25 protein-coding genes and 2 tRNA genes are annotated in these 24,652 nt (G+C 62.5%); 26 read left to right on the forward strand and 1 reads right to left on the reverse strand.

Going from position 1 to position 24,652, the window contains the following annotated elements; genetic code table 11:
• The first annotated feature begins 13 nt into the window (after positions 1–13).
• The 20 genes from glmM to ECTPHS_RS06990 all read left to right on the forward strand — a co-directional run bounded on the left by glmM (position 14) and on the right by ECTPHS_RS06990 (position 18,325).
• Positions 14–1,366, forward strand: coding sequence for a phosphoglucosamine mutase (glmM, locus tag ECTPHS_RS06895; protein ID WP_008931992.1), 1,353 nt, complete (start codon positions 14–16; stop codon positions 1,364–1,366).
• A 75-nt stretch (positions 1,367–1,441) separates the two neighbouring features.
• Positions 1,442–2,203, forward strand: coding sequence for a triose-phosphate isomerase (gene tpiA, locus ECTPHS_RS06900; protein WP_008931993.1), 762 nt, complete (start codon positions 1,442–1,444; stop codon positions 2,201–2,203).
• 7 nt (positions 2,204–2,210) lie between these two features.
• A complete protein-coding gene (gene secG, locus ECTPHS_RS06905) occupies positions 2,211–2,561 on the forward strand; it encodes a preprotein translocase subunit SecG (RefSeq protein ID WP_008931994.1) in 351 nt (116 codons plus the stop codon).
• A 119-nt stretch (positions 2,562–2,680) separates the two neighbouring features.
• Positions 2,681–2,765: transfer RNA gene (locus tag ECTPHS_RS06910), tRNA-Leu, on the forward strand.
• A gap of 380 nt (positions 2,766–3,145) precedes the next feature.
• Positions 3,146–3,502, forward strand: coding sequence for an NADH-quinone oxidoreductase subunit A (locus ECTPHS_RS06915; protein ID WP_008931995.1), 357 nt, complete (start codon positions 3,146–3,148; stop codon positions 3,500–3,502).
• The gene (locus tag ECTPHS_RS06920) at positions 3,493–3,969 is read left to right on the forward strand and encodes an NADH-quinone oxidoreductase subunit B family protein (RefSeq protein ID WP_008931996.1); all 477 of its coding nucleotides are present in this window, start codon (positions 3,493–3,495) and stop codon (positions 3,967–3,969) included. The genes ECTPHS_RS06915 and ECTPHS_RS06920 overlap by 10 nt, the downstream gene beginning before the upstream one ends.
• 27 nt (positions 3,970–3,996) lie before the next feature.
• Positions 3,997–4,722 carry an NADH-quinone oxidoreductase subunit C gene (locus ECTPHS_RS06925; RefSeq protein ID WP_008931997.1) on the forward strand — a complete coding sequence of 242 codons (726 nt, stop codon included), beginning with the start codon at positions 3,997–3,999 and terminating at the stop codon, positions 4,720–4,722.
• Positions 4,715–5,968, forward strand: a complete 1,254-nt coding sequence (locus ECTPHS_RS06930) for an NADH-quinone oxidoreductase subunit D (protein ID WP_008931998.1) — start codon at positions 4,715–4,717, stop codon at positions 5,966–5,968. The genes ECTPHS_RS06925 and ECTPHS_RS06930 overlap by 8 nt, the downstream gene beginning before the upstream one ends.
• Complete coding sequence (gene nuoE, locus ECTPHS_RS06935; RefSeq protein ID WP_008931999.1) at positions 5,968–6,474, forward strand: NADH-quinone oxidoreductase subunit NuoE; 507 nt, start codon at positions 5,968–5,970, stop codon at positions 6,472–6,474. The genes ECTPHS_RS06930 and nuoE overlap by 1 nt, the downstream gene beginning before the upstream one ends.
• A 6-nt stretch (positions 6,475–6,480) precedes the next feature.
• On the forward strand, positions 6,481–7,761 hold the full coding sequence (gene nuoF, locus ECTPHS_RS06940) for an NADH-quinone oxidoreductase subunit NuoF (protein WP_008932000.1): 1,281 nt from the start codon (positions 6,481–6,483) through the stop codon (positions 7,759–7,761).
• A 32-nt stretch (positions 7,762–7,793) separates the two neighbouring features.
• Complete coding sequence (nuoG, locus tag ECTPHS_RS06945; RefSeq protein WP_008932001.1) at positions 7,794–10,178, forward strand: NADH-quinone oxidoreductase subunit NuoG; 2,385 nt, start codon at positions 7,794–7,796, stop codon at positions 10,176–10,178.
• Between the two features lie 27 nt (positions 10,179–10,205).
• Positions 10,206–11,258 carry an NADH-quinone oxidoreductase subunit NuoH gene (gene nuoH / locus ECTPHS_RS06950; RefSeq protein WP_008932002.1) on the forward strand — a complete coding sequence of 351 codons (1,053 nt, stop codon included), beginning with the start codon at positions 10,206–10,208 and terminating at the stop codon, positions 11,256–11,258.
• Positions 11,259–11,272: 14 nt separating this feature from the next.
• On the forward strand, positions 11,273–11,764 hold the full coding sequence (gene nuoI, locus ECTPHS_RS06955) for an NADH-quinone oxidoreductase subunit NuoI (protein ID WP_008932003.1): 492 nt from the start codon (positions 11,273–11,275) through the stop codon (positions 11,762–11,764).
• Between the two features lie 18 nt (positions 11,765–11,782).
• Positions 11,783–12,376: an NADH-quinone oxidoreductase subunit J gene (locus tag ECTPHS_RS06960; protein ID WP_008932004.1), complete on the forward strand. Its 594-nt coding sequence runs from the start codon at positions 11,783–11,785 to the stop codon at positions 12,374–12,376.
• A 130-nt stretch (positions 12,377–12,506) separates the two neighbouring features.
• Positions 12,507–12,812, forward strand: a complete 306-nt coding sequence (gene nuoK / locus ECTPHS_RS06965) for an NADH-quinone oxidoreductase subunit NuoK (protein WP_008932005.1) — start codon at positions 12,507–12,509, stop codon at positions 12,810–12,812.
• A 3-nt stretch (positions 12,813–12,815) separates the two neighbouring features.
• Positions 12,816–14,816, forward strand: a complete 2,001-nt coding sequence (nuoL, locus tag ECTPHS_RS06970) for an NADH-quinone oxidoreductase subunit L (RefSeq protein WP_008932006.1) — start codon at positions 12,816–12,818, stop codon at positions 14,814–14,816.
• Between the two features lie 57 nt (positions 14,817–14,873).
• Positions 14,874–16,388 carry an NADH-quinone oxidoreductase subunit M gene (locus ECTPHS_RS06975; protein ID WP_008932007.1) on the forward strand — a complete coding sequence of 505 codons (1,515 nt, stop codon included), beginning with the start codon at positions 14,874–14,876 and terminating at the stop codon, positions 16,386–16,388.
• 18 nt (positions 16,389–16,406) lie between these two features.
• The gene (nuoN, locus tag ECTPHS_RS06980) at positions 16,407–17,843 is read left to right on the forward strand and encodes an NADH-quinone oxidoreductase subunit NuoN (protein ID WP_008932008.1); all 1,437 of its coding nucleotides are present in this window, start codon (positions 16,407–16,409) and stop codon (positions 17,841–17,843) included.
• Between the two features lie 11 nt (positions 17,844–17,854).
• A complete protein-coding gene (locus ECTPHS_RS06985) occupies positions 17,855–18,181 on the forward strand; it encodes a DUF2818 family protein (protein WP_008932009.1) in 327 nt (108 codons plus the stop codon).
• 67 nt (positions 18,182–18,248) lie between these two features.
• A tRNA-Met gene (locus tag ECTPHS_RS06990) sits at positions 18,249–18,325 on the forward strand.
• Between the two features lie 63 nt (positions 18,326–18,388).
• On the opposite strand, the gene arsC is transcribed toward ECTPHS_RS06990, so the two are convergent.
• Positions 18,389–18,820 (reverse strand): arsenate reductase (thioredoxin), encoded by a 432-nt coding sequence (gene arsC / locus ECTPHS_RS06995; protein ID WP_008932010.1) that lies wholly within the window; start codon positions 18,818–18,820, stop codon positions 18,389–18,391.
• Between the two features lie 99 nt (positions 18,821–18,919).
• Here arsC and ECTPHS_RS07000 point away from each other — a divergent pair, with 99 nt between their 5' ends.
• The 6 genes from ECTPHS_RS07000 (at position 18,920) to ECTPHS_RS07025 (ending at position 24,651) form a co-directional block, all read left to right on the forward strand.
• Positions 18,920–19,918 carry a permease gene (locus ECTPHS_RS07000; RefSeq protein WP_008932011.1) on the forward strand — a complete coding sequence of 333 codons (999 nt, stop codon included), beginning with the start codon at positions 18,920–18,922 and terminating at the stop codon, positions 19,916–19,918.
• Between the two features lie 42 nt (positions 19,919–19,960).
• Entirely contained in the window at positions 19,961–20,197 is a 237-nt protein-coding gene (locus ECTPHS_RS07005) for a thioredoxin family protein (RefSeq protein ID WP_008932012.1), read from the forward strand.
• Between the two features lie 20 nt (positions 20,198–20,217).
• The gene (locus ECTPHS_RS07010) at positions 20,218–20,703 is read left to right on the forward strand and encodes a CBS domain-containing protein (RefSeq protein WP_008932013.1); all 486 of its coding nucleotides are present in this window, start codon (positions 20,218–20,220) and stop codon (positions 20,701–20,703) included.
• A gap of 35 nt (positions 20,704–20,738) precedes the next feature.
• Positions 20,739–22,031: an arsenic transporter gene (locus ECTPHS_RS07015; RefSeq protein WP_008932014.1), complete on the forward strand. Its 1,293-nt coding sequence runs from the start codon at positions 20,739–20,741 to the stop codon at positions 22,029–22,031.
• Positions 22,032–22,106: 75 nt separating this feature from the next.
• Positions 22,107–22,688, forward strand: a complete 582-nt coding sequence (locus ECTPHS_RS07020) for an RDD family protein (RefSeq protein WP_008932015.1) — start codon at positions 22,107–22,109, stop codon at positions 22,686–22,688.
• Between the two features lie 358 nt (positions 22,689–23,046).
• The gene (locus ECTPHS_RS07025; RefSeq protein WP_008932016.1) at positions 23,047–24,651 is read left to right on the forward strand and encodes a sensor domain-containing diguanylate cyclase; all 1,605 of its coding nucleotides are present in this window, start codon (positions 23,047–23,049) and stop codon (positions 24,649–24,651) included.
• Position 24,652 lies beyond the last annotated feature (1 nt).

Below are 24,652 nucleotides of genomic sequence, written 5' to 3' on the forward strand. Positions count from 1 at the left end.
CTCAGGTACGACCATGGAAAGACAATATTTCGGTACCGACGGCATCCGTGGCCGCGTCGGACGCCATCCCATGACCCCGGATTTTGCCCTGCGCCTGGGCTGGGCGGTGGGACGGGTGCTGGCGCAGGACGGCAAGGGCCTGGTCCTGATCGGCAAGGACACCCGGGTTTCGGGTTACATGTTCGAGTCCGCCATGGAGGCGGGCCTGTCCGCCGCCGGCGTGGATATCCGTCTCCTCGGCCCCATGCCCACGCCCGCTGTGGCCTATCTGACCCGCACCTTCCGGGCCTCGGCCGGCATCGTCATCAGTGCCTCGCACAATCCCTATTACGACAACGGCTTCAAGTTCTTTTCCAGCAGCGGCAACAAGCTCCCGGATGCGGTGGAGCAGGCCATCGAGGCGGAGCTGGAAAAACCCATGGAGACGGTGGATTCCGCCGAGCTGGGCAAGGTGGAGCGAATGGTGGATGCCGCCGGTCGCTATATCGAGTTCTGCAAGGGTACGATCCCCACCGGCACGACCCTGCGCGGATTGAAGATCGTGGTCGACTGTGCCCATGGCGCCACTTATGCGGTGGCGCCCCACGTGTTCGAGGAATTGGGCGCCGAGGTGATTCCCGTCGGCGTGGAGCCGGACGGCTTCAACATCAACGAGGGTTGCGGCTCCCTCCATCCCCGACAGCTCCAGACTGCGGTGCTGACCCATCAGGCGGATCTGGGCATCGCCCTGGACGGGGACGGTGATCGCCTGATCCTGGTGGACGAAAAGGGTGAAGTGGTGGATGGTGACCAGGCCCTGTGCATCATTGCCCTGGCCCGGCATGCGGACGGCATCCTGCAGGGCGGGGTGGTAGGCACCCTCATGAGCAATCTGGGGCTGGAGCAAGCCCTGTCGGCCAGGGGGATCCCGTTTCGCCGTGCCGCCGTGGGGGATCGTTATGTGATGGAGGCCCTGCAGTCGGAAGGCTGGGTGCTGGGTGGGGAATCCTCCGGACATCTGATCTGCCTGGACCGCACCAGTACCGGAGATGGGATCGTGGCGGCCCTGCAGATTCTGGAGGTCATGCGCGCCTCCGGCAGACCCCTGTCGGCATTGAAGGCGGTGATGGAGAAGTATCCGCAGACCCTGGTGAATGTCCCCATCAACGCCGCCACATCTCGTGCGTCCCTGCTGGACCACCAGGAGATCACCACGGCGTTGCAATCAGCCGAGGACACCCTGGCCGGTCGCGGACGTGTCCTGCTGCGCCCGTCGGGCACCGAGCCCCTGGTCCGCGTGATGGTGGAAGGGTCCGATCTGCGCCTGGTGAGGCGGATTGCCCAGGATCTGGCCGATGTGGTGCGCCGGGCCGCCGAGGCAGGATGAAATTGATTTATCCGCGCCGCGAAGGTAGGATTCCCGGCTCCATACAACACGCAGTGCGAACTCAGGAGCAGATTCATGCGCAGGCCCCTGGTAGCCGGTAACTGGAAGTTGAATGGTTCACGCAATGCCAACCAGACCCTGATGCAGGCGCTGGTGGGCCCCGTGAGCGAACTGGGCAAGGTGGACGTGGCGGTCTGTCCCCCCTTTGTCTACCTGGAACAGGTGGCGGGGCTGTGCCGGGACGGCGGTATCGCCCTGGGTGCCCAGGATGTGTCGGATCAGGACAGCGGTGCCTTCACCGGCGAGGTGTCCGGAGACATGCTGCGGGAGATGGGCTGCACCTGTGTGATCGTGGGCCATTCCGAGCGCCGTACCTTGTACGGCGAGGATGATGCCTTTACCGCGCGCAAGTTCGCCGCCGCCCGTCGCCATGGTCTGACCCCCATCCTGTGTGTGGGTGAGCTGCTGGAAGAGCGTGAAGCCGGCGTCACCGAATCCGTCGTGGCGCGCCAGCTGGATGCGGTGTTGGCGGTGGAGGGGATTGAAGCCCTGGCCGATGCCGTGATTGCCTATGAGCCCGTGTGGGCTATCGGCACCGGCAGGACCGCCACGCCCGAACAGGCGCAGGCGGTGCATGCCTTCATTCGTGCCCGTCTGGCGGACCGGGATCCGGCCGTGGCGCGGAAGGTGCGTATCCTGTATGGCGGCAGCGTCAAAGCCGATAACGCCGCCGAGCTGTTTGCACAACCCGATATCGATGGCGGCCTGATCGGCGGCGCCTCACTCAAGGCCTCGGATTTCCTGGCAATCTGCAAGGCCGCAGAACAAGCAGGTTGAAATCGTCATGCTGTATGGCATTTTGCTCGTTATCCAGGTCATCCTGGCCATTGGACTGATCGCCCTGATCCTGCTGCAGCATGGCAAGGGGGCGGACGCCGGCGCGGCATTCGGCAGCGGGGCTTCGGCCACCGTGTTCGGGGCTCGCGGTTCTGCCAATGCCCTCAGTCGCGCCACCGCCTTTACGGCCACCGCCTTTTTCGTCAACAGTCTGGCGCTGGCCTACCTAGTGGCCAACCGGCCCGAGGCACCCAGCGTCATCGATCTGATCGATACCGCCCCTCGCGTCATTGAGCAGCCGGTGGATCAAGTGCCCGCCGACCGCGTGCGCGATATACCGGCCGACGTGCCGAATTGATTGGAAAATAAAGCGAAATTTGGGGTTCACCCCGGCGCGGTTTCTGATAGAATGCCGGTCCGGCGGGCAAGCTGACATGGCTTGGCAAACCGCCGGAGCAAACCTCGTTGTTTAATATTGCAGATGTGGTGGAATTGGTAGACACGCCGTCTTGAGGGGGCGGTGGCGAAAGCCGTGTCGGTTCGAGTCCGACCATCTGCACCATCTTTTTTGTCCTTGTCAGTCCTGATCCTGCATCCAGCGCCAATTTTCCCGCACCTCTTTCCTGTGCGAGGCGCGTCTTCCCCGCGCGGGGTCTTGCCCGCCTGGCAGGGTTTTTGTGACGACCGCTCGACCTTTCATTGGAAGGGTGGATATTGCGGATTGTCAAAATAATTTGCTGACTTATCAATGCATTAGTTTTATTGGGAGCTTGACACTTTTTTTATGGGTGTCCTAGACTCTCCCGGGCCTCTGAAGCATTGGCACTTTACGCCGGCTCAAATAACTAATAAAAAGATGTGCCTGGATTTGAATCACGGGCACACGAAAAATCACCAAGTCCTGCCCCAGGCCATTCAGCGATGGGTCAGGAGGAGAGGGAAATGCTGGAAAACTACCTGCCAATACTGGTGTTCATTGGCATCGGGCTGCTTGTCGGCGTCATTCCCCTGGCGATCGGCATGGCCGTGGGGCCACGCAAGCCCGACAGTGCCAAGGACTCACCCTATGAGTGCGGCTTCGAGGCTTTTGAAGACTCCCGCATGAAATTCGACATCAGGTTCTACCTGGTGGCCATTCTCTTCATCATCTTCGATCTGGAAATCGCGTTTCTCTTCCCCTGGGCCGTGGCCCTGGATGAGATCGGCATGTTCGGCCTGCTCGCCATGGCCATGTTCCTCGGCATCCTGGTGATCGGCTTCATCTACGAGTGGAAGAAGGGGGCCTTGGAATGGGAATAGAGGGCGTCCTGGAAAAGGGCTTTGTCACCACCTCCGCGGACAAGCTCATCAACTGGGCCCGGACCGGATCGCTCTGGCCGATGACCTTTGGCCTGGCCTGCTGTGCCATCGAGATGATGCATGCGGGTGCCGCTCGCTACGACATGGACCGGATGGGGGTGATTTTCCGTCCCAGTCCGCGCCAGTCCGATGTCATGGTGGTGGCCGGTACCCTGTGCAACAAGATGGCACCCGCCCTGCGCAAGGTCTATGACCAGATGGCCGAGCCCCGCTGGGTCATTTCCATGGGATCCTGCGCCAACGGGGGAGGGTACTATCACTACTCCTACTCGGTGGTGCGCGGCTGTGACCGTATCGTGCCCGTGGATGTCTATGTCCCCGGATGTCCTCCCACCGCGGAGGCCCTGTTGTACGGCATTCTGCAATTGCAGAACAAGATCCGTCGCACTCAGACCATTGCCCGCTAGCCGGCGGTCTCCAGCCTGGACTTCACGATGAGCGAGAAACTCGACAGACTGGCCGCGTGCCTGGAAGAAAAGATCAAGGGCCGGATCAGGCGCCTGCACCAGGCCTGTGGCGAATTGACCCTCGAAGTCTCCGCCGGAGACTTGCCGGACGTTGCCGGGACATTGCGACGGGACCCGGAACTGGGGTTCGACATGCTGGTGGATGTCTGCGGAGTGGACTATTCCGCCTACGGGGTGACGGAATGGACCACCGAGTCCTCCACTGCCGAGGGCTTTAGCCGTGGGGTGGAGAAGGCCACCTTCGGCCGTTTCACCTTTGATGAAGCCCCGCCTGCCTCCGGCCGCTCCGGTCCCCGTTTCGCCGTGGTCTACCACCTGCTTTCGGTGGCCCACAATCATCGCCTGCGGATCCGGGTGTATTGCGAGGATGACGAGTTTCCCACCATGCCGTCCCTGGTGGAGGTCTGGAACAGCGCCAACTGGTTCGAGCGCGAGGCCTTCGACCTGTTCGGCATCGTCTTCAATGGTCATCCGGACCTGCGTCGCATCCTCACCGACTACGGCTTTGTCGGCCATCCCTTCCGCAAGGACTTCCCCCTGGTGGGCCATGTGGAGATGCGCTACGACCCGGAACAGCGCCGGGTGATCTACCAGCCCGTGACCATCACCCCCCGGGTCCTGGTGCCCAGGGTGATCCGCAAGGACCATCGCTATCTGGACGATGCCGCCGAGGAGAAGTCCGCCGATGCCTGAGATTCGCAATTACACGCTTAACTTTGGTCCTCAGCACCCGGCCGCCCACGGGGTGCTGCGACTGGTACTGGAGATGGACGGCGAGGTGGTGCAGCGTGCTGATCCCCATATCGGTCTGCTGCACCGGGGCACGGAAAAACTGGCCGAGAGCAAGCCGTTCAACCAGAGCATCGGCTACATGGATCGCCTGGACTACATGTCCATGATGGTCAACGAGCACGGCTACGTGAAGGCCATCGAGCGCCTGATGGGGATTGAGCCGCCGCTGCGTGCCCAGTACATCCGGGTCATGTTCGATGAGATCACGCGAATCCTGAACCATCTGCTGTGGCTGGGCACCCACGCCCTGGACGTGGGCGCCATGACCATGTTCCTGTACTGCTTCCGCGAGCGCGAGGACCTGATCGACTGCTACGAGGCGGTCAGCGGCTCCCGCATGCACGCCACCTACTATCGTCCCGGCGGTGTCCATCGGGACCTGCCCGGCACCATGGCCCAATATGAGCCTTCCCGCTGGAAGAGCGCGACGGATGTGAAGCGTCTCAACGAGAGCCGCTCCGGTTCCTTGCTGGATTTCATTGAGGACTTCACCCGCCGCTTCCCGACCTGCGTGGACGAGTATGAAACCCTGCTCACGGATAATCGCATCTGGAAGCAGCGCACCGTGGGAATCGGCGTGGTCAGCCCCGAGCGTGCCCTGCAGACGGGGATGACCGGCCCCATGTTGCGCGGCTCCGGAGTGGCCTGGGATCTGCGCAAGAAACAGCCCTATGCCGTCTATGACCGCATGGATTTCGATATTCCGGTGGGGGTCAACGGCGACAGCTACGACCGCTATCTGGTCAGGATCGAGGAGATGCGTCAGTCCAACCGCATCATTCGTCAGTGCGTGGAGTGGCTCAAGACCAACCCGGGTCCGGTGATGATCGACGACCACAAGGTCGCGCCGCCGCCCCGGGAGGAAATGAAGGCGGACATGGAGTCCCTGATCCATCACTTCAAGCTCTTCACCGAGGGCTACTGCGTGCCCGAGGGCGAGGTGTATTCCGCGGTGGAGCATCCCAAGGGGGAGTTCGCGGTGTATCTGATCTCCGATGGGGCCAACAAGCCCTACCGGGTCAAGGTTCGGCCGCCGGGATTCGTCCATCTGTCAGCCCTGGACGAGATGTCCCGGGGTCACATGCTCGCCGACGTGGTCACCCTGATCGGCAGCCTGGATATCGTGTTCGGGGAGATTGACCGCTGATGTCAGCCAACCAGACCAAGGGGAAGGCCAGCCTGCTCAATGCGCATCTGCGCGAGGAGATCGATCAGTGGTTGGCCCGCTATCCGGAAGACCGGCGCCGCTCCGCGGTGCTGGGGGCCTTGCGGGCCGTCCAGCATGAGCAGGGGCACCTGAGTACCGAGATGATGGATGCGGTGGCCGAGTACATCGGCATGCCTGAGATCGCCGTCTACGAGGTGGCCAGCTTCTACTCCATGTTCGAGCTGGAGCCGGTGGGGCGTCACAGCATCTCCGTCTGCACCAATGTCTCCTGCATGCTGCGCGGCGCCGACAAGATCCTCGACCACGTGGAAAACAAGCTGGGCATCAAGCTGGGGGAGTCCACGCCGGACGGCCGCTTCTTCCTCAAGAAGGAAGAGGAGTGCCTGGCGGGTTGCTGTGGCGCCCCCATGATGCAGGTGAACCACGTCTATCATGAGCATCTCACCCCCGAGAAGGTGGATGAGATCCTGGACAAGCTGGAGTAGACGCCCATGACCAACCGCATCTGCTTCATCACCCGCCAGTTCGATGAACCCTGGACCTATGACAACTACCTCAAGGTGGGCGGGTACAAGGCCCTGGAAAAGATCATCGCCGAGAAGATGACCCCGGACCAGGTCATTGAAGAGGTGAAGGCATCCAATCTGCGGGGCCGCGGCGGGGCCGGGTTCCCCGCGGGTCTCAAGTGGAGCTTCATGCCGCGCACGGCGCCGGGTCAGAAGTACGTGGTGTGCAACTCGGATGAATCCGAGCCGGGTACCTGCAAGGACCGGGACATCCTGCGCTTCAATCCCCACGCCCTGGTAGAAGGCATGATCATCGCCGGTTATTCCATCGGCGCCACCGTCGGCTACAACTACATGCGCGGCGAGTTCATGGACGAGCCCTATCAGCGCTTCAGCCAGGCGGTGAAGGAGGCCTATGACCACGGCTGGCTGGGGCGGAACATCAAGGGCAGCGGCATTGATTTCGATCTGTATCCCACCCTGGGCGCCGGCGCCTACATCTGCGGCGAGGAAACCGCCCTGCTGGAATCCCTGGAGGGCAAGAAGGGCATGCCCCGGTTCAAGCCGCCGTTTCCTGCCAACTTCGGTCTCTACGGTCGGCCCACCACCATCAACAACACCGAGACCCTGTCCTCGGTGCCCGCCATTATCCGTGAGGGCGGCGAGTGGTTTGCCGCCCTGGGGGTGGAACGCTCCGGCGGCGAGAAGTTGTTTTCGGTGTCCGGGCACGTGGAACGCCCCGGGAACTACGAGGTGCCGATGGGTACGCCGTTTGCCGACCTGCTGGCCATGGCCGGCGGGGTCTGGAAGGGGCGCAAGCTCAAGGCGGTGATCCCCGGGGGTTCCTCCGTGCCGGTGGTGCCGGGAGATCTCATGATGACCGCCACCATGGACTATGACGGCGTGACCAAGGTGGGTTCCATGCTGGGTTCCGGTGCCGTCATCGTCATGGACGAGACCACCGACATGGTCAAGGTGCTGCAGCGTATCTCCCGCTTCTATTTTGCCGAGTCCTGCGGCCAGTGCACGCCCTGCCGCGAGGGCACGGGATGGCTCTATCGCATGGTCACGCGCATCGTGGAAGGTCAGGGCCGCATGGAAGACCTGGCGCGGCTGGACGAAGTCGCGGCCAAGATCGAGGGACGCACCATTTGCGCCCTGGGCGATGCCGCCGCCATGCCGGTGCGCAGTTTTGTGAAGCACTTCAGACACGAGTTCGAACACTACATTCAGCACGGTCGCAGCCTGGTGGCGGACGCGGCCTGACGGGTGCGGAACGGGGCAACGGGAAGTGAAGCATGAGTGACGATCTGGTCAACTTCGAGGTCAACGGCATCCCCCTGCAAGCCAGGAAGGGGAGCATGTTGATCGCCGCGACGGATGCCGCCGGTATCCGTATCCCGCGCTTCTGCTACCACGAGAAGCTGTCGGTGGCGGCCAACTGCCGCATGTGCCTGGTGGAGGTGGAGCGGGCGCCCAAGCCCATGCCGGCCTGCGCCACGCCGGTGGCCGAGGGCATGAAGGTCTACACCCGGTCGCCCAAGGCCCTGGCGGCCCAGAAGGCGGTGATGGAATTCCTGCTCATCAATCACCCCCTGGACTGCCCGGTCTGTGACCAGGGCGGGGAGTGCGAACTGCAGGATGTCTCCATGGGCTATGGCGAGGACCTGTCCCGCTACAGCGAAGCCAAGCGCGTGGTCAGGGACAAGGACATCGGCCCCCTGATCGCCACCGAGATGACCCGTTGCATTCACTGCACCCGCTGCGTGCGTTTCGGCGAGGAGATCGCCGGCATGCGGGAACTGGGCGCCACCGGTCGTGGCGAACGGGTGGAGATCGGGACCTTTGTCCAGCGTACCGTGGTGTCCGAGCTTTCGGGCAATGTCATCGACCTGTGTCCGGTGGGGGCGTTGACCGCCAAGCCGTCCCGTTTCACCTACCGGGCCTGGGAACTGATCCAGCACCCCACCGTGTCTCCCCATGACTGCGTGGGCTCCAACCTGTTCCTGCACACCTACAACGGTCAGGCCAAGCGAGTGGTGCCCCGTCGCAATGACGGCGTGAACGAAACCTGGATCGCGGACCGCGACCGGTTCAGCTATGCCGGACTGCTGTCGGAAGATCGCCTCGCCTCGCCCATGATCCGCGAAAGGGGAGAGTGGGTGAGTACCGACTGGGAAACGGCCATGACCCGTGTCATCGAGGGTCTGCGGGCACAGCCGGCCGCCGAGTGCGGTGTCCTGCTGTCCCCCCAGTCGAGCCTGGAAGAACTCTATCTGGCCCAGCAGTGGCTGCGGGGCATGGGGATCCAGTCCCTGGATCATCGCCTGCGGCAGACGGACTTCTCGGATCAGGGCCAGGCGCCCCTGTTCCCCTATCTGGGCAGCAGCCTGGAGGATCTGGAGGAGACCGGGGGTCTGCTGCTGGTGGGCGGCGACGTCCGCAAGGAACAGCCCATGTTGGCCCACCGCCTGCGCAAGGCGGCCCTCAAGGGGCGGCCGGTGATGGCCATCAATCCGCGGGATTTCGGCTTCCACTTCCCCCTCGCGCACCAGCGGGTCACCGACCCTCACGGCATGCTCACGGCCCTGGCCGGGGTGCTGCGGGCGGCGCTGGCCGGCGAGGGACAACCGGCGCCGACCGCCTTGGCCGACGTGCTCAAGGCTGTCAAGCCCGATGCCGTCGATACCGCCATGGCCGGGGTGATGGCCCAGGCAGGGGCGCGGGGACAGGTGTTGCTGGGTACCCAAGCCATGCACCATCCCCGGTTTGCCCTGCTGCGCGCGCTGGCGGGTGCCCTGTGCGAGGTCACCGGTGCCCGCCTGGGATACCTGCCCGAAGGCGGCAATGCCGCCGGTGCCTGGCTGGCGGGCGCGGTGCCTCACCGGGGCGCGGCCGGGGCGGCCCTGCAGACGGAGGGACGCCATGTGCAAAGCCTGCTGGCCGACGGCATGAAGGCCTGTGTCCTGCTGAACGTGGAGCCGGAGCTGGATTGCGACAATCCCGTCCAGGCCCTGCAGGCCCTGCAGGGAGCGGAGTTCGTGGTGGCCATGACACCGTTCGTCACCGAGACCCTGCGTCGCCATGCCCATGTGCTGCTGCCCATCGCCACCTTTGCCGAGACCTCCGGCACCTGGGTCAATGGGGAAGGCCGCTGGCAGAGCGTGCCCGGCGCCGCCACCCCGCCGGGGGACACCCGTCCCGCCTGGAAGGTATTGCGGGTACTGGGCAACATGAGCGATCTGGCCGGGTTTGAATACCTGTCCTCGGAAGAGGTGAGGGATGAACTCAAGGCCCGCCTGGCCGAGGCGGGCATCTCCGGTTTCGACAACCGGGTTTCCCTGGAGGGCCGTCACCTGGCCCTGCCGCCCAGGCCTGCCGGGCTGCAACGGGTTTCCGCCACCGCCATGTACGGGGTGGACAGCCTGGTGCGCCGGTCCCTGCCTCTGCAGCAGACGCCGGAGGCCCTTGATCGCGCGGCCCGCATCAGCGAGACACAGGCCCGCGGCCTGGATCTGCTGGGGGCCGAGGAAGTGGTGGTGCGCCAGGGCAAGCTGACTGCCCGCATGAGGCTGATGATCGACGATACGGTACCCGCCGGCTGTGTCTGGCTGCCGGGTGGCATCACGGAAACAAGCACCCTCGGCCCCGCATACGGGCCGGTGGAACTGCACAAGGTTTAAGGTCGGGGTCCGAGCATGCAGCAAGCCATGATGGAATTCTGGGACGGGTTGCCCGTGATCATGCAGATCATGACCAAGATCATGATGATCGTCGGCCCCCTGTTGCTGGTGGTGGCCTACACCACCTTCGCCGAGCGCAAGGTGATCGGCTACATGCAGGTGCGGGTGGGACCCAACCGGGTGGGGCCGAGAGGGTGGCTGCAGCCCATCGCCGACTCCCTCAAGCTGCTGCTCAAGGAAGTCATCATTCCCAGCAACTCGGACAAGTATCTGTTCCTGATCGCTCCGGTATTGGCCATTGCCCCGGCCCTGGCGGTATGGGCGGTGATCCCCTTCGATGACGGCATGGTGCTGGCCGATATCAACGCCGGCCTGCTGTATCTGCTGGCCCTGAGTTCGGTGGGTGTCTACGGCATCATCATCGCCGGCTGGGCCTCCAACTCCCGCTACGCCCTGCTGGGAGGGATGCGATCCGCCGCCCAGATCGTGTCCTACGAGATCGCCATGGGGTTTGCCCTGGTGGGCGTGGTGATGGCCGCCGGCAGCCTGAATCTGGGCGAGATCGTCATGTCCCAGCAGGGCAGTGTCTATCACTGGTTCCTGCTGCCCCTGTTCCCCCTGTTCCTGGTCTACCTGATCTCCGGAGTGGCAGAGACCAACCGCGCCCCCTTCGACGTGGCGGAAGGGGAGTCGGAGATCGTGGCCGGTTTCCATGTGGAATACTCCGGCATGGCCTTTGCCATTTTCTTCCTGGCCGAATACGCCAACATGATCCTGATCTCGGCGCTGACCGCCCTGCTGTTCCTGGGGGGCTGGCTGTCGCCCTTCGAGGGTATCCTGCCCGAGAGCGCCTTTGCCCTGCCGGTGATCGGCTGGCTGCTGGACAGCGGTATTCACTGGCTGCTGATCAAGACGGCCTTCTTCCTGTTCTGTTTCCTCTGGTTCCGCGCCACCTTCCCGCGCTACCGCTATGACCACATCATGCGGCTGGGCTGGAAGGTGCTGATTCCCGTGACCATCTTGTGGCTGTTTGTTCTGGGCGTGGCCTTTGCCCTGGGCATCGGTCCCTGGTTCGCATAAGGGAGGCTTTCATCATGAGCACGGCGATTCGCCAGTTCTTCAAGACCTTCCTGCTGTGGGAGCTGTTGCTGGGCCTGAAACTGACGGGACGGCACATGTTTGCCCGCAAGATCACCGTCCAGTATCCGGATGAGACCACGCCGGTCTCGCCTCGTTTCCGTGGCCTGCACGCCCTGCGCCGCTACCCCAACGGGGAAGAGCGCTGCATCGCCTGCAAGCTATGCGAGGCGGTGTGTCCGGCGCTGGCCATCACTATCGAGTCGGAAGCACGGGATGACGGCACTCGCCGGACCACCCGTTACGACATTGATCTGTTCAAGTGCATCTTCTGCGGCTTCTGCGAGGAGGCTTGCCCGGTGGATTCCATCGTCGAGACCCACATCATGCACTACCACTTTGAAAACCGGGGTGAGCAGATCATGACCAAGGACAAGCTGCTGGCCATCGGTGACAAGTACGAGGCCCAGATTGCCGCCGCCCGTGCCGTCGATGCGCCCTACCGCTGATCAGGGGGACTGTCTTTCATGAGTTTCGAACAGTTTTTGTTCTACTTCTTCTCCGTCGTGCTGGTGGGGGCGGCCGTGGCCATGATCACGGTGCGCAACCCGGTGCATGCGGCCCTGTTCCTGGTGCTGGCCTTTTTCACCAGCGCCGCCCACTGGATCATGCTGGAGGCGGAGTTCCTCGGCATCCTGCTGGTTCTGGTGTACGTGGGGGCGGTGATGGTGCTGTTCCTGTTCGTGGTCATGATGCTGGACATCAACGTGGCCCGGGTCAGGGAGGGGTTTGTCCGGTTGCTGCCGGTGGGGCTGGTGGTGGCCGTGGGCATGATGGTGGTGATGGCCATGGTGGTGGGGGCCAGGGTGTTCCAGGTGGAATCTCCCGGCCGGGCCGAGGCGGACTACAGCAACACCAAGGCTATCGGTGAGTTGCTCTATACCGAATATGTCTACCCCTTCGAGATTGCCGCCGTGATCCTGCTGGTGGCCATCATCGCCGCCATCACCCTGACCCTGCGGCGCCGGCCCGACAGCCTCTACATGGATCCGGCGGAGCAGATCAAGGTGCAGCGCAAGGATCGGGTGCGCCTGATCAAGATGGAAGCGGAAAAGAAGTAGCGGCATTTGCCGCAGGACCCTGGACCCGTCATGTCGCGGCGGGTTCGAAAAATGAATCCACAGGGCTGAACGAAAACCCCCAAGCGGACGCCGTCTGAAGGGCTGCGCTGGGCCAGAAACGGGACCGAGCATGATTCCTCTGTCGCATTACCTCGTCCTTGGAGCGATCCTGTTCGCACTGAGCGTCACCGGGATCTTCCTGAACAGGAAAAACCTGATCCTGCTGCTCATGTGCATCGAGCTCATGCTGCTGGCGGTGAACATGAACTTCATCGCCTTCTCCCATTACCTGGGGGATCTGTCGGGGCAGATCTTCGTGTTTTTCATCCTCACCGTGGCAGCAGCGGAGGCGGCCATCGGCCTGGCCATCCTGGTGCTGGTGTTCCGTAATCGACAGACCATCAACGTCCAGGATCTGGACGAGATGAAGGGGTAGGGCATGGATACTATCTATCTGCTCATCGTACTCGCTCCCCTGTTCGGGGCCATCGCCGCCGGTCTGTTCGGCCGGCAGCTCGGGCGGACCGGGGCGCATACCGCCACCATCGCCGGGGTAGCCGTCTCCTTCCTGCTCTCGCTGGTGGTGTTCTGGCAACACGTGATCGGCGGGGTCGAGGTCTACAACGAGACCGTCTACACCTGGCTGGTCAGTGACGGCATCCGCTTCGAGGTGGGGTTTTTGATCGACAACCTCACCGCCCTGATGATGCTGGTGGTGACCTTCGTCTCCCTGATGGTGCACATCTACACCATCGGCTACATGCGTGAGGATCCGGGCTATCAGCGCTTCTTTGCCCTGATTTCCCTGTTCACCTTCTCCATGCTGATGCTGGTGATGGCCAACAATTTCATGCAGCTGTTCTTCGGCTGGGAGGCCGTGGGCCTGGTGTCCTACCTGCTCATCGGCTTCTGGTTCAAGCGGCCCACCGCCATCCATGCCAACCTCAAGGCCTTCATCGTCAACCGGGTGGGGGACTTTGCCTTCGTGCTCGGGATTGCCGCCATCGTCTTCTACACCGGCAGCCTGGACTACGCCACCGTCTTCGGTCAGGCCGAAGGCATGTCCCAGGCCGGCATCAGTGTCCTGCCGGGCACCGAATGGTCCCTGCTGACCGTGGCCTGCATCCTGCTGTTCATCGGTGCCATGGCCAAGTCGGCCCAGGTGCCCCTGCATGTGTGGCTGCCCGACTCCATGGAGGGCCCCACCCCCATCTCGGCCCTGATCCATGCCGCCACCATGGTGACGGCGGGGATCTTCATGGTGGCGCGCATGTCGCCCCTGTACGAATTCTCCGTGACCGCCCTGAGCTTCGTGCTCATCATTGGTGCCGTCACCGCCTTCTTCATGGGGCTGGTGGGGCTGGTGCAGAACGACATCAAGCGGGTGGTGGCTTATTCCACCCTGTCCCAGCTCGGTTACATGACGGTGGCCCTGGGCGCCTCCGCCTATGCGGCGGGCATCTTCCACCTCATGACCCATGCCTTCTTCAAGGCCCTTCTGTTCCTGGCCGCCGGTTCGGTGATCATGGCCATGCATCATGAGCAGGACATCCGTCGCATGGGCGGGCTGCGCAAGTACATGCCCATCACTTATGCCACCGCCCTGATCGGCTCCCTGGCCCTGATCGGTTTCCCGGGGCTGGCCGGCTTCTTCTCCAAGGACGGCATCATCGAGGCCGTGTCACTGTCGGAGATTCCGGGGGCGGGTATTGCCTACGTGCTGATATTGCTGGGGGTGTTCGTCACCGCCCTGTACACCTTCCGCATGTTCTTCCTGGTATTCCACGGCGAGGAGCGTTTCCGCCACGGGGCACCCGGCACTGATCACGATCACGGACACGACCATGAGGGCCACGGTCACGGCCTGCAGGGAGATCCGAAGGAGTCACCCTGGGTGGTCACCGTGCCCCTGATCCTGCTGGCGATCCCCTCGGTGCTGGCGGGTTATTTCGTTGGTCCCCTGCTGTTCGGCGATTTCTTTGCCGGCGTGATCCATGTGGACGAGACCCGGGATGTACTGGCCCGTCTGGGCGAGGGCTACACCGGCGTCACGGGCTTCATCGCCCACGGCCTGGCGATGCCGCCCTTCTGGCTGGCGATGGCGGGTCTGGCCACGGCCTGGTACGTCTACATGAAGCGCCCGGACATTGCCGACAGCGCCCGCCGTCGTGCGCCCTGGGCCTACAACCTGCTCAACCGGAGCTATGGCTTCGACCAGTTCAATGAGGCGGTGTTCGCCAAGGGAACCCAGCGCCTGGGGCAGTGGTTGTGGCGCTTTGGTGACACGCTGCTGATCGATACGACCCTCGTCAACGGCAGTGCCAGGACGGTGGGCTGGTTGTCCCGGCAGGTACGTCAGGTGCAGACGGGTTACGTCTATCACTACGCCTTCGCCATGATCATCGGTCTGCTGGTACTCATCATGGCGTTTGCCTTCTAGCGCGGTCGTGCTGGGTGCAACGACAGGATCAACGCAGGATTCCACTGGGAAGAAATAATGTTCGCTGACTGGCCACTGCTCTCTCTTGTGATATGGACGCCGATTCTCGGCGGCCTGATCGTCCTGACCATGGGTGACCGGATGCCCGAGGCATCCCGGCGCGTGGGCCTGGCCTTCGCGGTGCTGACCTTCCTGGTGAGTATCCCGTTGTTCACCCAGTTCGACCGCGGCACCCACGAGATGCAATTCGTGGAGATGATCCCCTGGATCAGCACCTTCAACATCCATTACCACCTGGGCGTGGACGGGATCTCCATGCCGCTGATCCTGCTCACCACCTTCATCACGGTGCTGGTGGTCATTGCCGCCTGGGAAGTGATACAGCATCGGGTGTCCCAGTACCTGGCTGCCTTCCTGATCATGGAGGGCCTGATGAACGGGGTCTTCTCGGCCCTGGACGCGGTGCTGTTCTACGTCTTCTTCGAGGCCATGCTGATCCCCATGTTCCTGGTGATCGGCATCTGGGGCGGCCCCAACCGGATCTACGCCACCCTCAAGTTCTTCCTCTACACTTTCCTGGGCTCGGTGTTCCTGCTCATCGGCCTGATCTACCTGTACACCCAGTCCGGCAGCTTCTCCATCCTGGACTTCCACCATCTGCCCCTGGGCATGACCGCCCAGATGCTGATCTTCCTGGGCATGCTGCTGGCCTTCGGGGTGAAGATTCCCATGTTCCCGGTCCATACCTGGTTGCCGGACGCCCATGTGGAGGCGCCCACCGGCGGTTCAGTGATCCTGGCGGCGATCATGCTCAAGATCGGCGGCTACGGGTTCCTGCGCTTCTCCCTGCCTATCGCCCCGGACGCAGCCATGGCCCTGGACTGGCTGATGGTTACCCTGTCCCTGATCGCCGTGGTCTACATCGGTCTGGTGGCGCTGATGCAGCAGGACATGAAGAAGCTGGTCGCCTATTCGTCCATCGCCCACATGGGCTTCGTGACCCTGGGCTTCTTCATCGTCTTCATGATCTACAACAACACCGGCTCCTGGCAGGGGGCCGCCCTGGGGATCAGCGGCGGCATGGTGCAAATGATCTCCCATGGCCTGATCTCCGCGGCCATGTTCCTTTGTGTGGGTGTGCTCTATGACCGCATGCACAGCCGCCGGATCGCCGATTACGGCGGTGTGGCCAACACCATGCCCTGGTTTGCCGCCTTCTTCGTCCTGTTTGCCATGGCCAATACGGGGCTGCCGGGTACCTCGGGCTTCGTGGGTGAGTTCATGGTGATCCTGGCCGCCTTCCGCGCCGACTTCTGGATTGCCCTGCTGGCCGCCACCACCCTGATCCTGGCCGCGGCCTATACCCTGTGGCTGGTGAAGCGGGTGGTCTACGGCGAGGTGGCCAATGACAACGTGGCCAAACTGACGGATGTGAACCGGCGTGAGTTCTGGGTGCTGGGCGTGCTGGCCTTTGCCGTGCTCCTTCTGGGGGTCTGGCCGGCGCCCTTGCTGGATGTGCTGGACGCCACCGTGGACAACCTGGTGCGGCATATCGCCGTTTCCAAGCTCTAAGCTCTCCTGGATGCCGATATGACCTTTGAGATTCCGGATTTCATCCCCGTCATTCCCGAGCTTTTCCTGCTGGGCATGGCCTGCTTCATCCTGGTGGCGGATCTTTTCATCCCCCAGGCCCGTCGGGACATCACCTACGGACTGACCCAGTTCTCCGTGCTGGGCGCCCTGGTGTTGACCGTGTGGCTGGCCGCCCCGGAGGTGCGTATCACCATGTCCGGTACCTTCGTGGCCGATCCCATGTCGGACCTGCTCAAATCGGTGGTGTTGCTGATCTCGGCGGTGGTCTTCCTGTACGCCCGGCCCTATCTGATGACCCGGGATCTTTACCGGGGTGAGTTCTATGTCCTGGGGCTGTTCGGCGTGCTGGGCATGATGGTGATGATCTCGGCCAACAGCCTGCTCACCCTCTACCTGGGCCTTGAGTTGCTGTCTTTGTGCCTCTACGCCCTGGTGGCCTTCAATCGGGATTCCACCCAGGCGGCCGAGTCCGCCATGAAGTATTTCGTGCTGGGCTCCATTGCTTCGGGCGTATTGCTCTACGGCATGTCCATGCTCTACGGCATTACGGGCACCCTGGAGATCGCCGGCGTGACCGCGGGCATCCTCACCGCCTCCGGTGAATTCAATATGGCCCTGGTGTTCGCCCTGGCCTTCGTGGTGGTGGCCCTGGCCTTCAAGCTGGGTGCGGTGCCCTTCCACATGTGGTTGCCGGATGTGTACCACGGCGCCCCCACCCCGGTGACCCTGTTCATCAGCACGACACCCAAGATCGCCGGCCTGGCCATCATCATGCGCCTGCTGGTGGACGGCATGGGACCGCTGCACGCGGATTGGCAGGGCATGCTGCTGATCCTGGCGGTGCTGTCCCTGGCGGTGGGTAACGTGGTGGCCATCGCCCAGACCAACATCAAGCGCATGTTTGCCTACTCCACCATTTCCCATGTGGGCTTTGTGCTGCTGGCGGTCATGGTCGGAACCACGGAGGGGAATGCAGCGGCCCTGTTCTACGTGATCGCCTATGCCCTGATGGCGGCCGGCGGCTTCGGCATGGTGCTGTATCTGTCCCGCCAGGGCTTTGAGGCAGACAATATCCAGGATTTCCGCGGCCTGAATGAGCGCAGCCCCTGGTTTGCCTTCATCATGCTGCTGCTCATGGCCGCCATGGCGGGTCTGCCGCCGACCCTGGGCTTCTATGCCAAGCTGGCGGTGCTTCAGGCCGTGGTGCAGGTGGGCTTCATCTGGGTGGCCGTGTTCGCCGTGTTGATGTCGGTGATCGGCGCCTTCTACTACCTGCGCATCATCAAGTTCATGTACTTCGATAAGCCGGAAGACCGGACCGAGTTGTCCCGGGGCATGGATGTCAATGTGGTGCTGTCGGTCAATGGCCTGCTGATGCTGGGGCTTGGGATCTTTCCCGGTATCCTGATGTCTCTTACCGCGGCAGTCCGATAGGGGAGGAGAATATGGATTTTTTGCAGGTTTCTGTTTGGCTCTATCTTCTGATCGCCCTGGTGGCGGCCAATCTCCCGTGGCTCAATGAGCGGGTCCTGTTCGTCATGACGCCCCGTGGGGGCGACAAACCGGCCTTCATTCGTTTCCTGGAGTGGGGTATACTTTACGCTTTAGTGGTGGCCATCGGCCTCGGGCTGGAGCGCCTGGTCACCGGCACGATCCATGTCCAGGGCTGGCAGTTCTATGCCATCACCCTGTCCATGTTTGCCGTGTTTGCCATGCCCGGATTCATCTATCGACACGATCTGCGTCGGCACCTGATCCACCGTGGTGCATGAGTTGGAAAAAATTTGCATAAAGCTCTTGCATTGTCCGGGCAAGATCAGTAGTATACATGTCTTCAGTTGCGGGGTGGAGCAGTCTGGCAGCTCGTCGGGCTCATAACCCGAAGGTCGCAGGTTCGAATCCTGCCCCCGCTACCACATTCAAAGTAAGAAAAAACCCGCGTCCGGTTATCCAGGCGCGGGTTTTTTCGTTTCAGCTTCTCAGCGCTTCAGATCCGCCAGCAGGGCGCTCACCCGTGCCTGGATCTCGTCCCGTATCTGTCTGAAGGCCAGGGTGATTTCTTCTTCAGTACCGGTGGCTTTGGCCGGGTCCGGCAGGGGCCAGTGCAGACGACGGGTGCCCGGGGGCAGCAGGGGGCAATGCTCGTCCGCGTGCCCGCAGACCGTCACCACCAGATCCACTTCCGCCAGCATGGCATCGGTGACACGGGTGGATGCCTGGCCGCTGATGTCGATGCCCAGCTCCGCCATGGCCAGAATGGCCCGGGGGTTCTTGCCGTGGGCCTCGATGCCTGCCGACTGGATCCGGAAGGCGTCACCACCCAGATGGCGGGCAAAGCCTTCGGCCATCTGGGAGCGACAGGAGTTGCCGGTGCACAGAAAAAGGATGTTGGGGGCGTTGGATGAAGTCATGTATCGGTGCTCAGGGGGGTGGTTTAATATTTGTTCTTGCGAATATGCGATATGAAGTATATCTTGTCTGTCATGACCAGGAAATGACCCGAGAGCATCGTGCTGGAAATTTTCAATCAACTGGCCACTCTGCTGGTCTTCACGCTGGCGGGCCTGGATCCCTCGACGGCCCTGGGCGTCGCGGCCCATTTTTTTGTTGCCAGCGTCACCAAGATCTTCGCCCTGCTGCTGGTGCTCATCTATGTGCTGGCCCTGCTGCGTGCCTCCCTGGACCTGGAACGCATGCGGGCCTTCCTGGCCGGACGCAACCGCTTTTTCGGTTACCTGATGGGTTCCACCTTCGGGGCGATCACCCCTTTCTGCTCCTGCTCCAGTGTGCCGGTCTTCATCGGTTTTACCACTGCGAGGATTCCCATCGGCATCACCATGTCCTTTTTGATCACCTCGCCCATGATCAATCAGGTGGCTATCGTCCTGCTCTGGGGGCTGTTGGGCTGGCAGATCACCCTGCTGTATGTGGCGGTGGGGTTTGCCGTGGGCATGTTGGGCGGGGCCTTTCTCGATGCCATTCGTGCCGAACGATGGCTGCAGCCGTTTCTGGCCAAGGCTTACGCCGAGGCTTCGACGGATAACGTGGAGGCACCGGAGCGTCGTCGTCTGAGCCTGAAGCAACGTCATGAGTTCGCCCGCGATGAAACCCTGGAGATCCTGCGTCGGGTCTGGAAATGGGTGTTCATCGGTGTGGGTCTGGGGGCGGCCCTGTACGGTTTCGTCCCCGATGACTGGGTGGAAACCCATCTGGCGGACGGGGCCTGGTGGCAGGTGCCCCTGGCGGTGTTGATGGGGATTCCGTTGTATACCAATATCACCGGTGTGGTGCCGGTGATGGAGAGTCTGTTGCTCAAGGGCCTGCCCATCGGCACCACCCTGGCTTTCTGTATGAGCACGGTGGCGGCCAGTTTCCCCGAGTTTGTGCTGCTCAAACAGGTGATGCAGTGGCGGTTGCTGGTGATCGTTTTCGTTATGTTGCTGGTGTCCTTCACCCTGATCGGGTGGATCCTCAATGCCTTGGGGCCGCTGCTGTCGGGCATGATGTAGCCCCAAGGGACAGGCCATTTTTTCAATCACTGGAGGTGAATCATGAAAGAGATCAAGGTGCTGGGCATCGGTTGTGCCCGCTGTCAGGATACCGCCCAACTCATCGAACAGGTGGTGGGGGAAATGGGGGTGGAAGCCCGGGTGACCAAGGACACCCGTCCCGAGGCCCTGGTGGAATACAAGGTGATGTCCACCCCGGCGGTGGTAATGGATGGCATCCTGGTGCACAGCGGTTCCATGCCAAAGGCCGAACAGGTGCGGCAGTGGTTGTCTGACTGATTCATCCTGGGGAGATCGCCATGCGCATACAGGACCTGATGACGCCGGACCCGCTGAGTGTCAGACCGGATACCCCCATTCAGCGGGTGGCCCGTCTGCTGGTGAAGCACCGCATCAACGGCCTGCCCGTGGTGGAAGAGGGCGACGTTCTCGTGGGCATCATCACCACCGGCGACCTGACTCACCGCATGGCGGATGAGCGGGTGGAACCACGGGCGGCCTGGTGGAAGGAGTCCCTGTATCGTTCTCCCCTGGGGGATGCCTCCAGCGACGATCCCAACCGCATCGGCGGTCGGACTGCGGGCGAGGTGATGACTCGACAGCTGCTTACCCTGCAACCGGAAGATGACATGAGCGTGGCTGCCCGGTTGTTCATCAACCATGGTATCCAGGCGCTGCCGGTGGCGGTGGAGGGGCGGCTGGTGGGCATCGTGTCCCGCTTTGATCTGCTCAAGTGCCTGGCGGATGACCCCGGCTGCTGCAATCCGTTTCGTGCCGATACCTGACTCACAATCACCGAACCCGCCCACAGGACGTTCCCATGTTATTGACCGCCCTGACGATCTTCATCGTCACCATCACCCTTGTCATCTGGCAGCCCAAGGGGCTGGGCATCGGTTGGAGCGCCCTGGGCGGCGCGGCCCTGGCCTTAGCCACGGGGGTGGTGCAGTTCTCCGACGTCCCTATCGTGGTGGACATCGTCTGGAACGCCACGCTCACCTTCGTGTTCATCATCATCATCTCCCTGATCCTGGACGAGGCCGGTTTCTTTGAATGGGCGGCCCTGCACGTGGCCCGCTGGGGCAAGGGGAGCGGCTTGCGCCTGTACTGTTTCATCATCCTGCTGGGCGCGGTGGTGGCTGCCATGTTCGCCAACGACGGCGCCGCCCTCATGCTCACCCCCATCGTGCTGGAGATGCTCCTGGCCCTGGGCTTCACCGCCGGGGCGGCCTTTGCCTTCGTCATCGCCGCGGGCTTCATCGCCGACACCGCCAGCCTGCCTCTGGTCACCTCCAATCTGGTGAACATCGTCTCGGCGGATTTCTTCGGCATCAACTTCCGCGAGTACGCCGCCGTGATGATGGCGGTCAACGCCGTCTCGGTGACCGCCTCGTTGGGTATCCTGTATCTGTTCTTCCGCAAACAGATCCCCCGCACCTACAGCCTTGATGGCCTGCGCAGACCCGAACAGGCCATCAAGGACCCGGCCGTGTTCAAGGCGGGCTGGGTGGTGCTGGCCCTGTTGCTGTTCTGCTTTCTGGTGGTCGAGCCCATGGGCGTGCCCATCTCCGCCATGGTGGGGCTGGGTGCCGCCATCCTGCTGGCGGTGGCCGCGCGGGGGCATGTGATTTCCACCCGCCGGGTCTTCGTCAGCGCCCCCTGGCAGATCGTGATTTTCTCCGTGGGCATGTATCTGGTGGTCTACGGCCTGCGCAATGCCGGTCTGACGGCGGACATCGCCATTGCCCTGGACTGGATCGGCCAGTACGGGGTGACGGCGGCGGCGGTGGGGACCGGCTTCATCGCCGCCTTCTTCTCCTCCATCATGAACAACATGCCCGGGGTGATGGTGGTGGCCCTGTCCATCGACGAGGCCAATGTGACCGGCGTGGTCAAGGAGGCGATGATCTACGCCAATATCATCGGTTCGGACCTGGGGCCGAAGATCACCCCCATCGGCAGTCTGGCCACCCTGCTGTGGCTGCATGTGCTGGCACGGCGCGGCATCAAGATCACCTGGGGGCAGTATTTCAGGATCGGCATCCTGATCACGCCGCCGGTGCTGCTGGTCACGCTGCTGGCCCTGGCCGGGTGGCTGTCGTTGATTCGCTGATCAACCCGGCAGGCGGAGATCGAACGGGGTAAAATCCCTGTTCTAGCCATCGTCGACGATACAGGGAGTGTCGCCATGTACTGCACGCAATGTGGTCACAACAACGATCATTCAGCACGTTTCTGCTCCGGTTGCGGGGCGTCCCTCGGCACGCAGCCGCTGCCGGCCGGCATGGCGGCGGGAACGGGCGCCGCTGCCACGTCTGTCTCGGCATCGGTCAGGGATGCCGGATTCTGGTATCGCCTGCTGGCGTTTGTGATCGACATAATCATCCTGACCCTGATCACCGTCGTGGTGGCGGTTCCGCTGGGCTTTGCCCTGGGGGCATCCATGGCCGCAAGCGGCGCCACGGAGCAGGAGATCACCCTGGTTGCGGGAGACGTGGGTAATCTGCTGTCCCTGCTGCTCGGATGGCTTTACTACACGGTGTTCGAGTCCTCGAAATGGCAATCCACCCCCGGCAAGCGAATGCTGGGTCTGCGGGTGACGGACATGGACGGCAACCGGATCGGCTTCGGCCGTGCCAATGGACGCTACTGGTCCAAGATCCTTTCGGCGCTTTTGCTGTTCATCGGCTATCTGATGATCGCCTTTACCCGGCGCAAGCAAGGTCTCCATGACATGATTGCCTCCACCCTGGTGGTCAGGCAGTCGTAGACCTGCCCTCATTGATCAGCGGTCTCATCTGAAGGCCCAGGGAGGTTCCGGGTGTGGCATTCCCGCAAAAGCGGTATTCCGGAAGTGTGATGCAGGAGCTATCCAGCCCGTCATTCCCGCGCAAGCGGGAATCCAGTGGCGGGCTGAAACTCCTGGGCTCCCGCTTTCGCGGGAGTGACGACGGGAGCTGGCCAAGATGAGTGACGGCGGAGCTGGTGAGGATGAGTGGCGGCGTCAGGACGGCGCTGTTTGGTAAGATGAGCGGGATCCGGTCGCCGGCATGGCGCCCGCGGCATACCTTCCTTCCACGTTCCCCCACAATCCGGGGGCAACCAGCCAAAGCAGAGATACCGGCGGCATGAGCCTCCAGAAGACGCTGTTCGGAAAACTGCTCTTGCTGACGTTGGCCATGGTGATCCTGCTGGGCTCCCTGGTCTCGGTCGTGCTCTATCACAGTGGCCTCGACTCGGCCCAGGCGGTGATTCGCAACAAGAACCTGGCTGCCGCTCACCATATTCGCGGCTATGTGCAACCGTTGCGGTCCGTCGTGCAGTATCTGGCCGCCGAGGATTTCGTCCGTGAGGCCATGGATACGGACTACCGTGATGAGTCGCGGCTCCTGGAACTGTTCCGTGTGCTGCAGGATGCCAATCCGACCATACACTTCATCTTCGCCGCCTACGAGGACGGCCGTTTGGTCATCAATGATTATGTGCCGCCTCCCGGATTCGATCCCCGTGTCCGCCCCTGGTATGAGGCGGGGGTGCGAGCGGGCCCGGCATTGTCGGGCGGCATCCCTTACCGTGAAATCAAGTCGGACGAGTGGCTGGTGTCGTTCAGTCAGGTATTGCTGGACGAGGATGGCGGGCTACGCGGCGTGGTGGCAATTGATGCTTTGGTGGATGCGGTGATGGAGGTCATCGGCGCCCGCGATCCCTCCTTCACCACTGCCCGCAACCTGGTGCTGGATCATGAGGGCAGGATACTGTTTCATGCGCAGGATGGCTTGATTGGTACCCGGTTTGCCGGTTGGGACAGCCTGGCTCCGATGGTGGGGGAGGGAAGCGGTCAGCGCTTCCTGGAAGTGGATCAAAGGACCTGGATGGTGCAGTTCATTCATGAAGAGCCCCTGAACTGGACCGTGGTCACCATGGTGGAGAAGCGGGAAGTCCTGTTGCCCATCATGTGGCGCATCCTGCAAAGCGTGGCCGTGGTGCTGTGTATCGCGTTGTTGCTGTCTGCCTTCATGGCGCGAAACCTGAGTGCCCATATCGTGGGGCCGTTGCGTCTGCTGGAGCAGCGGGTTCGGGATGTGGTCGATGGCAAGGCCTTGGGCCAGACGCGAAAGTCAGTGCCGCTGGCAGAGTTGAAAAACGAGATCGGCACCATTTCGCAGGCCATTGAGGCGGTGACGGAACATGCCCTGTATCAGAAGAATCAGGAACTTCAGCGCAATAATGCGCTGCTGGAGCGGCTGTCCCAGACCGACTCCATGACCGGTCTGATGAATCGTCGCAAGATGAACGAACAGCTGGAGCAGGAATATTCGCGGGTCTGTCGCTATCAGGGCACCTTCGTACTGATGCTCTTCGATATCGACCATTTCAAGCAGATCAACGACACCCATGGCCATCATGTGGGCGATCTCGTGCTTCAGGAACTGGCGGCCCTGGTGCGCGGCATGGTTCGCGCCACCGACAGTGTAGCGCGGTGGGGGGGCGAGGAGTTTCTCATCCTGTTTCCGGAAACGGATCAGGCCGCGGCAATGGTCATTGCCGAGAAGATCCGGGCCGCCATCGCCGCCCATCGATTCCCGGTTCCCCGGCCGGTCACGGTCAGTATCGGCATCTGTCAGCACAGGCCGGACACGAGCCTGCAGGAATTGCTGATTGCCGCCGACAAACTGCTCTATCAGGCCAAATCCGGGGGGCGTAACCGCATCTGTGTGGGAGATTCCGAATAAG

It is taken from the genome of Ectothiorhodospira sp. PHS-1 (assembly GCF_000225005.1).
Classification (GTDB): Bacteria; Pseudomonadota; Gammaproteobacteria; order Ectothiorhodospirales; family Ectothiorhodospiraceae; genus Ectothiorhodospira.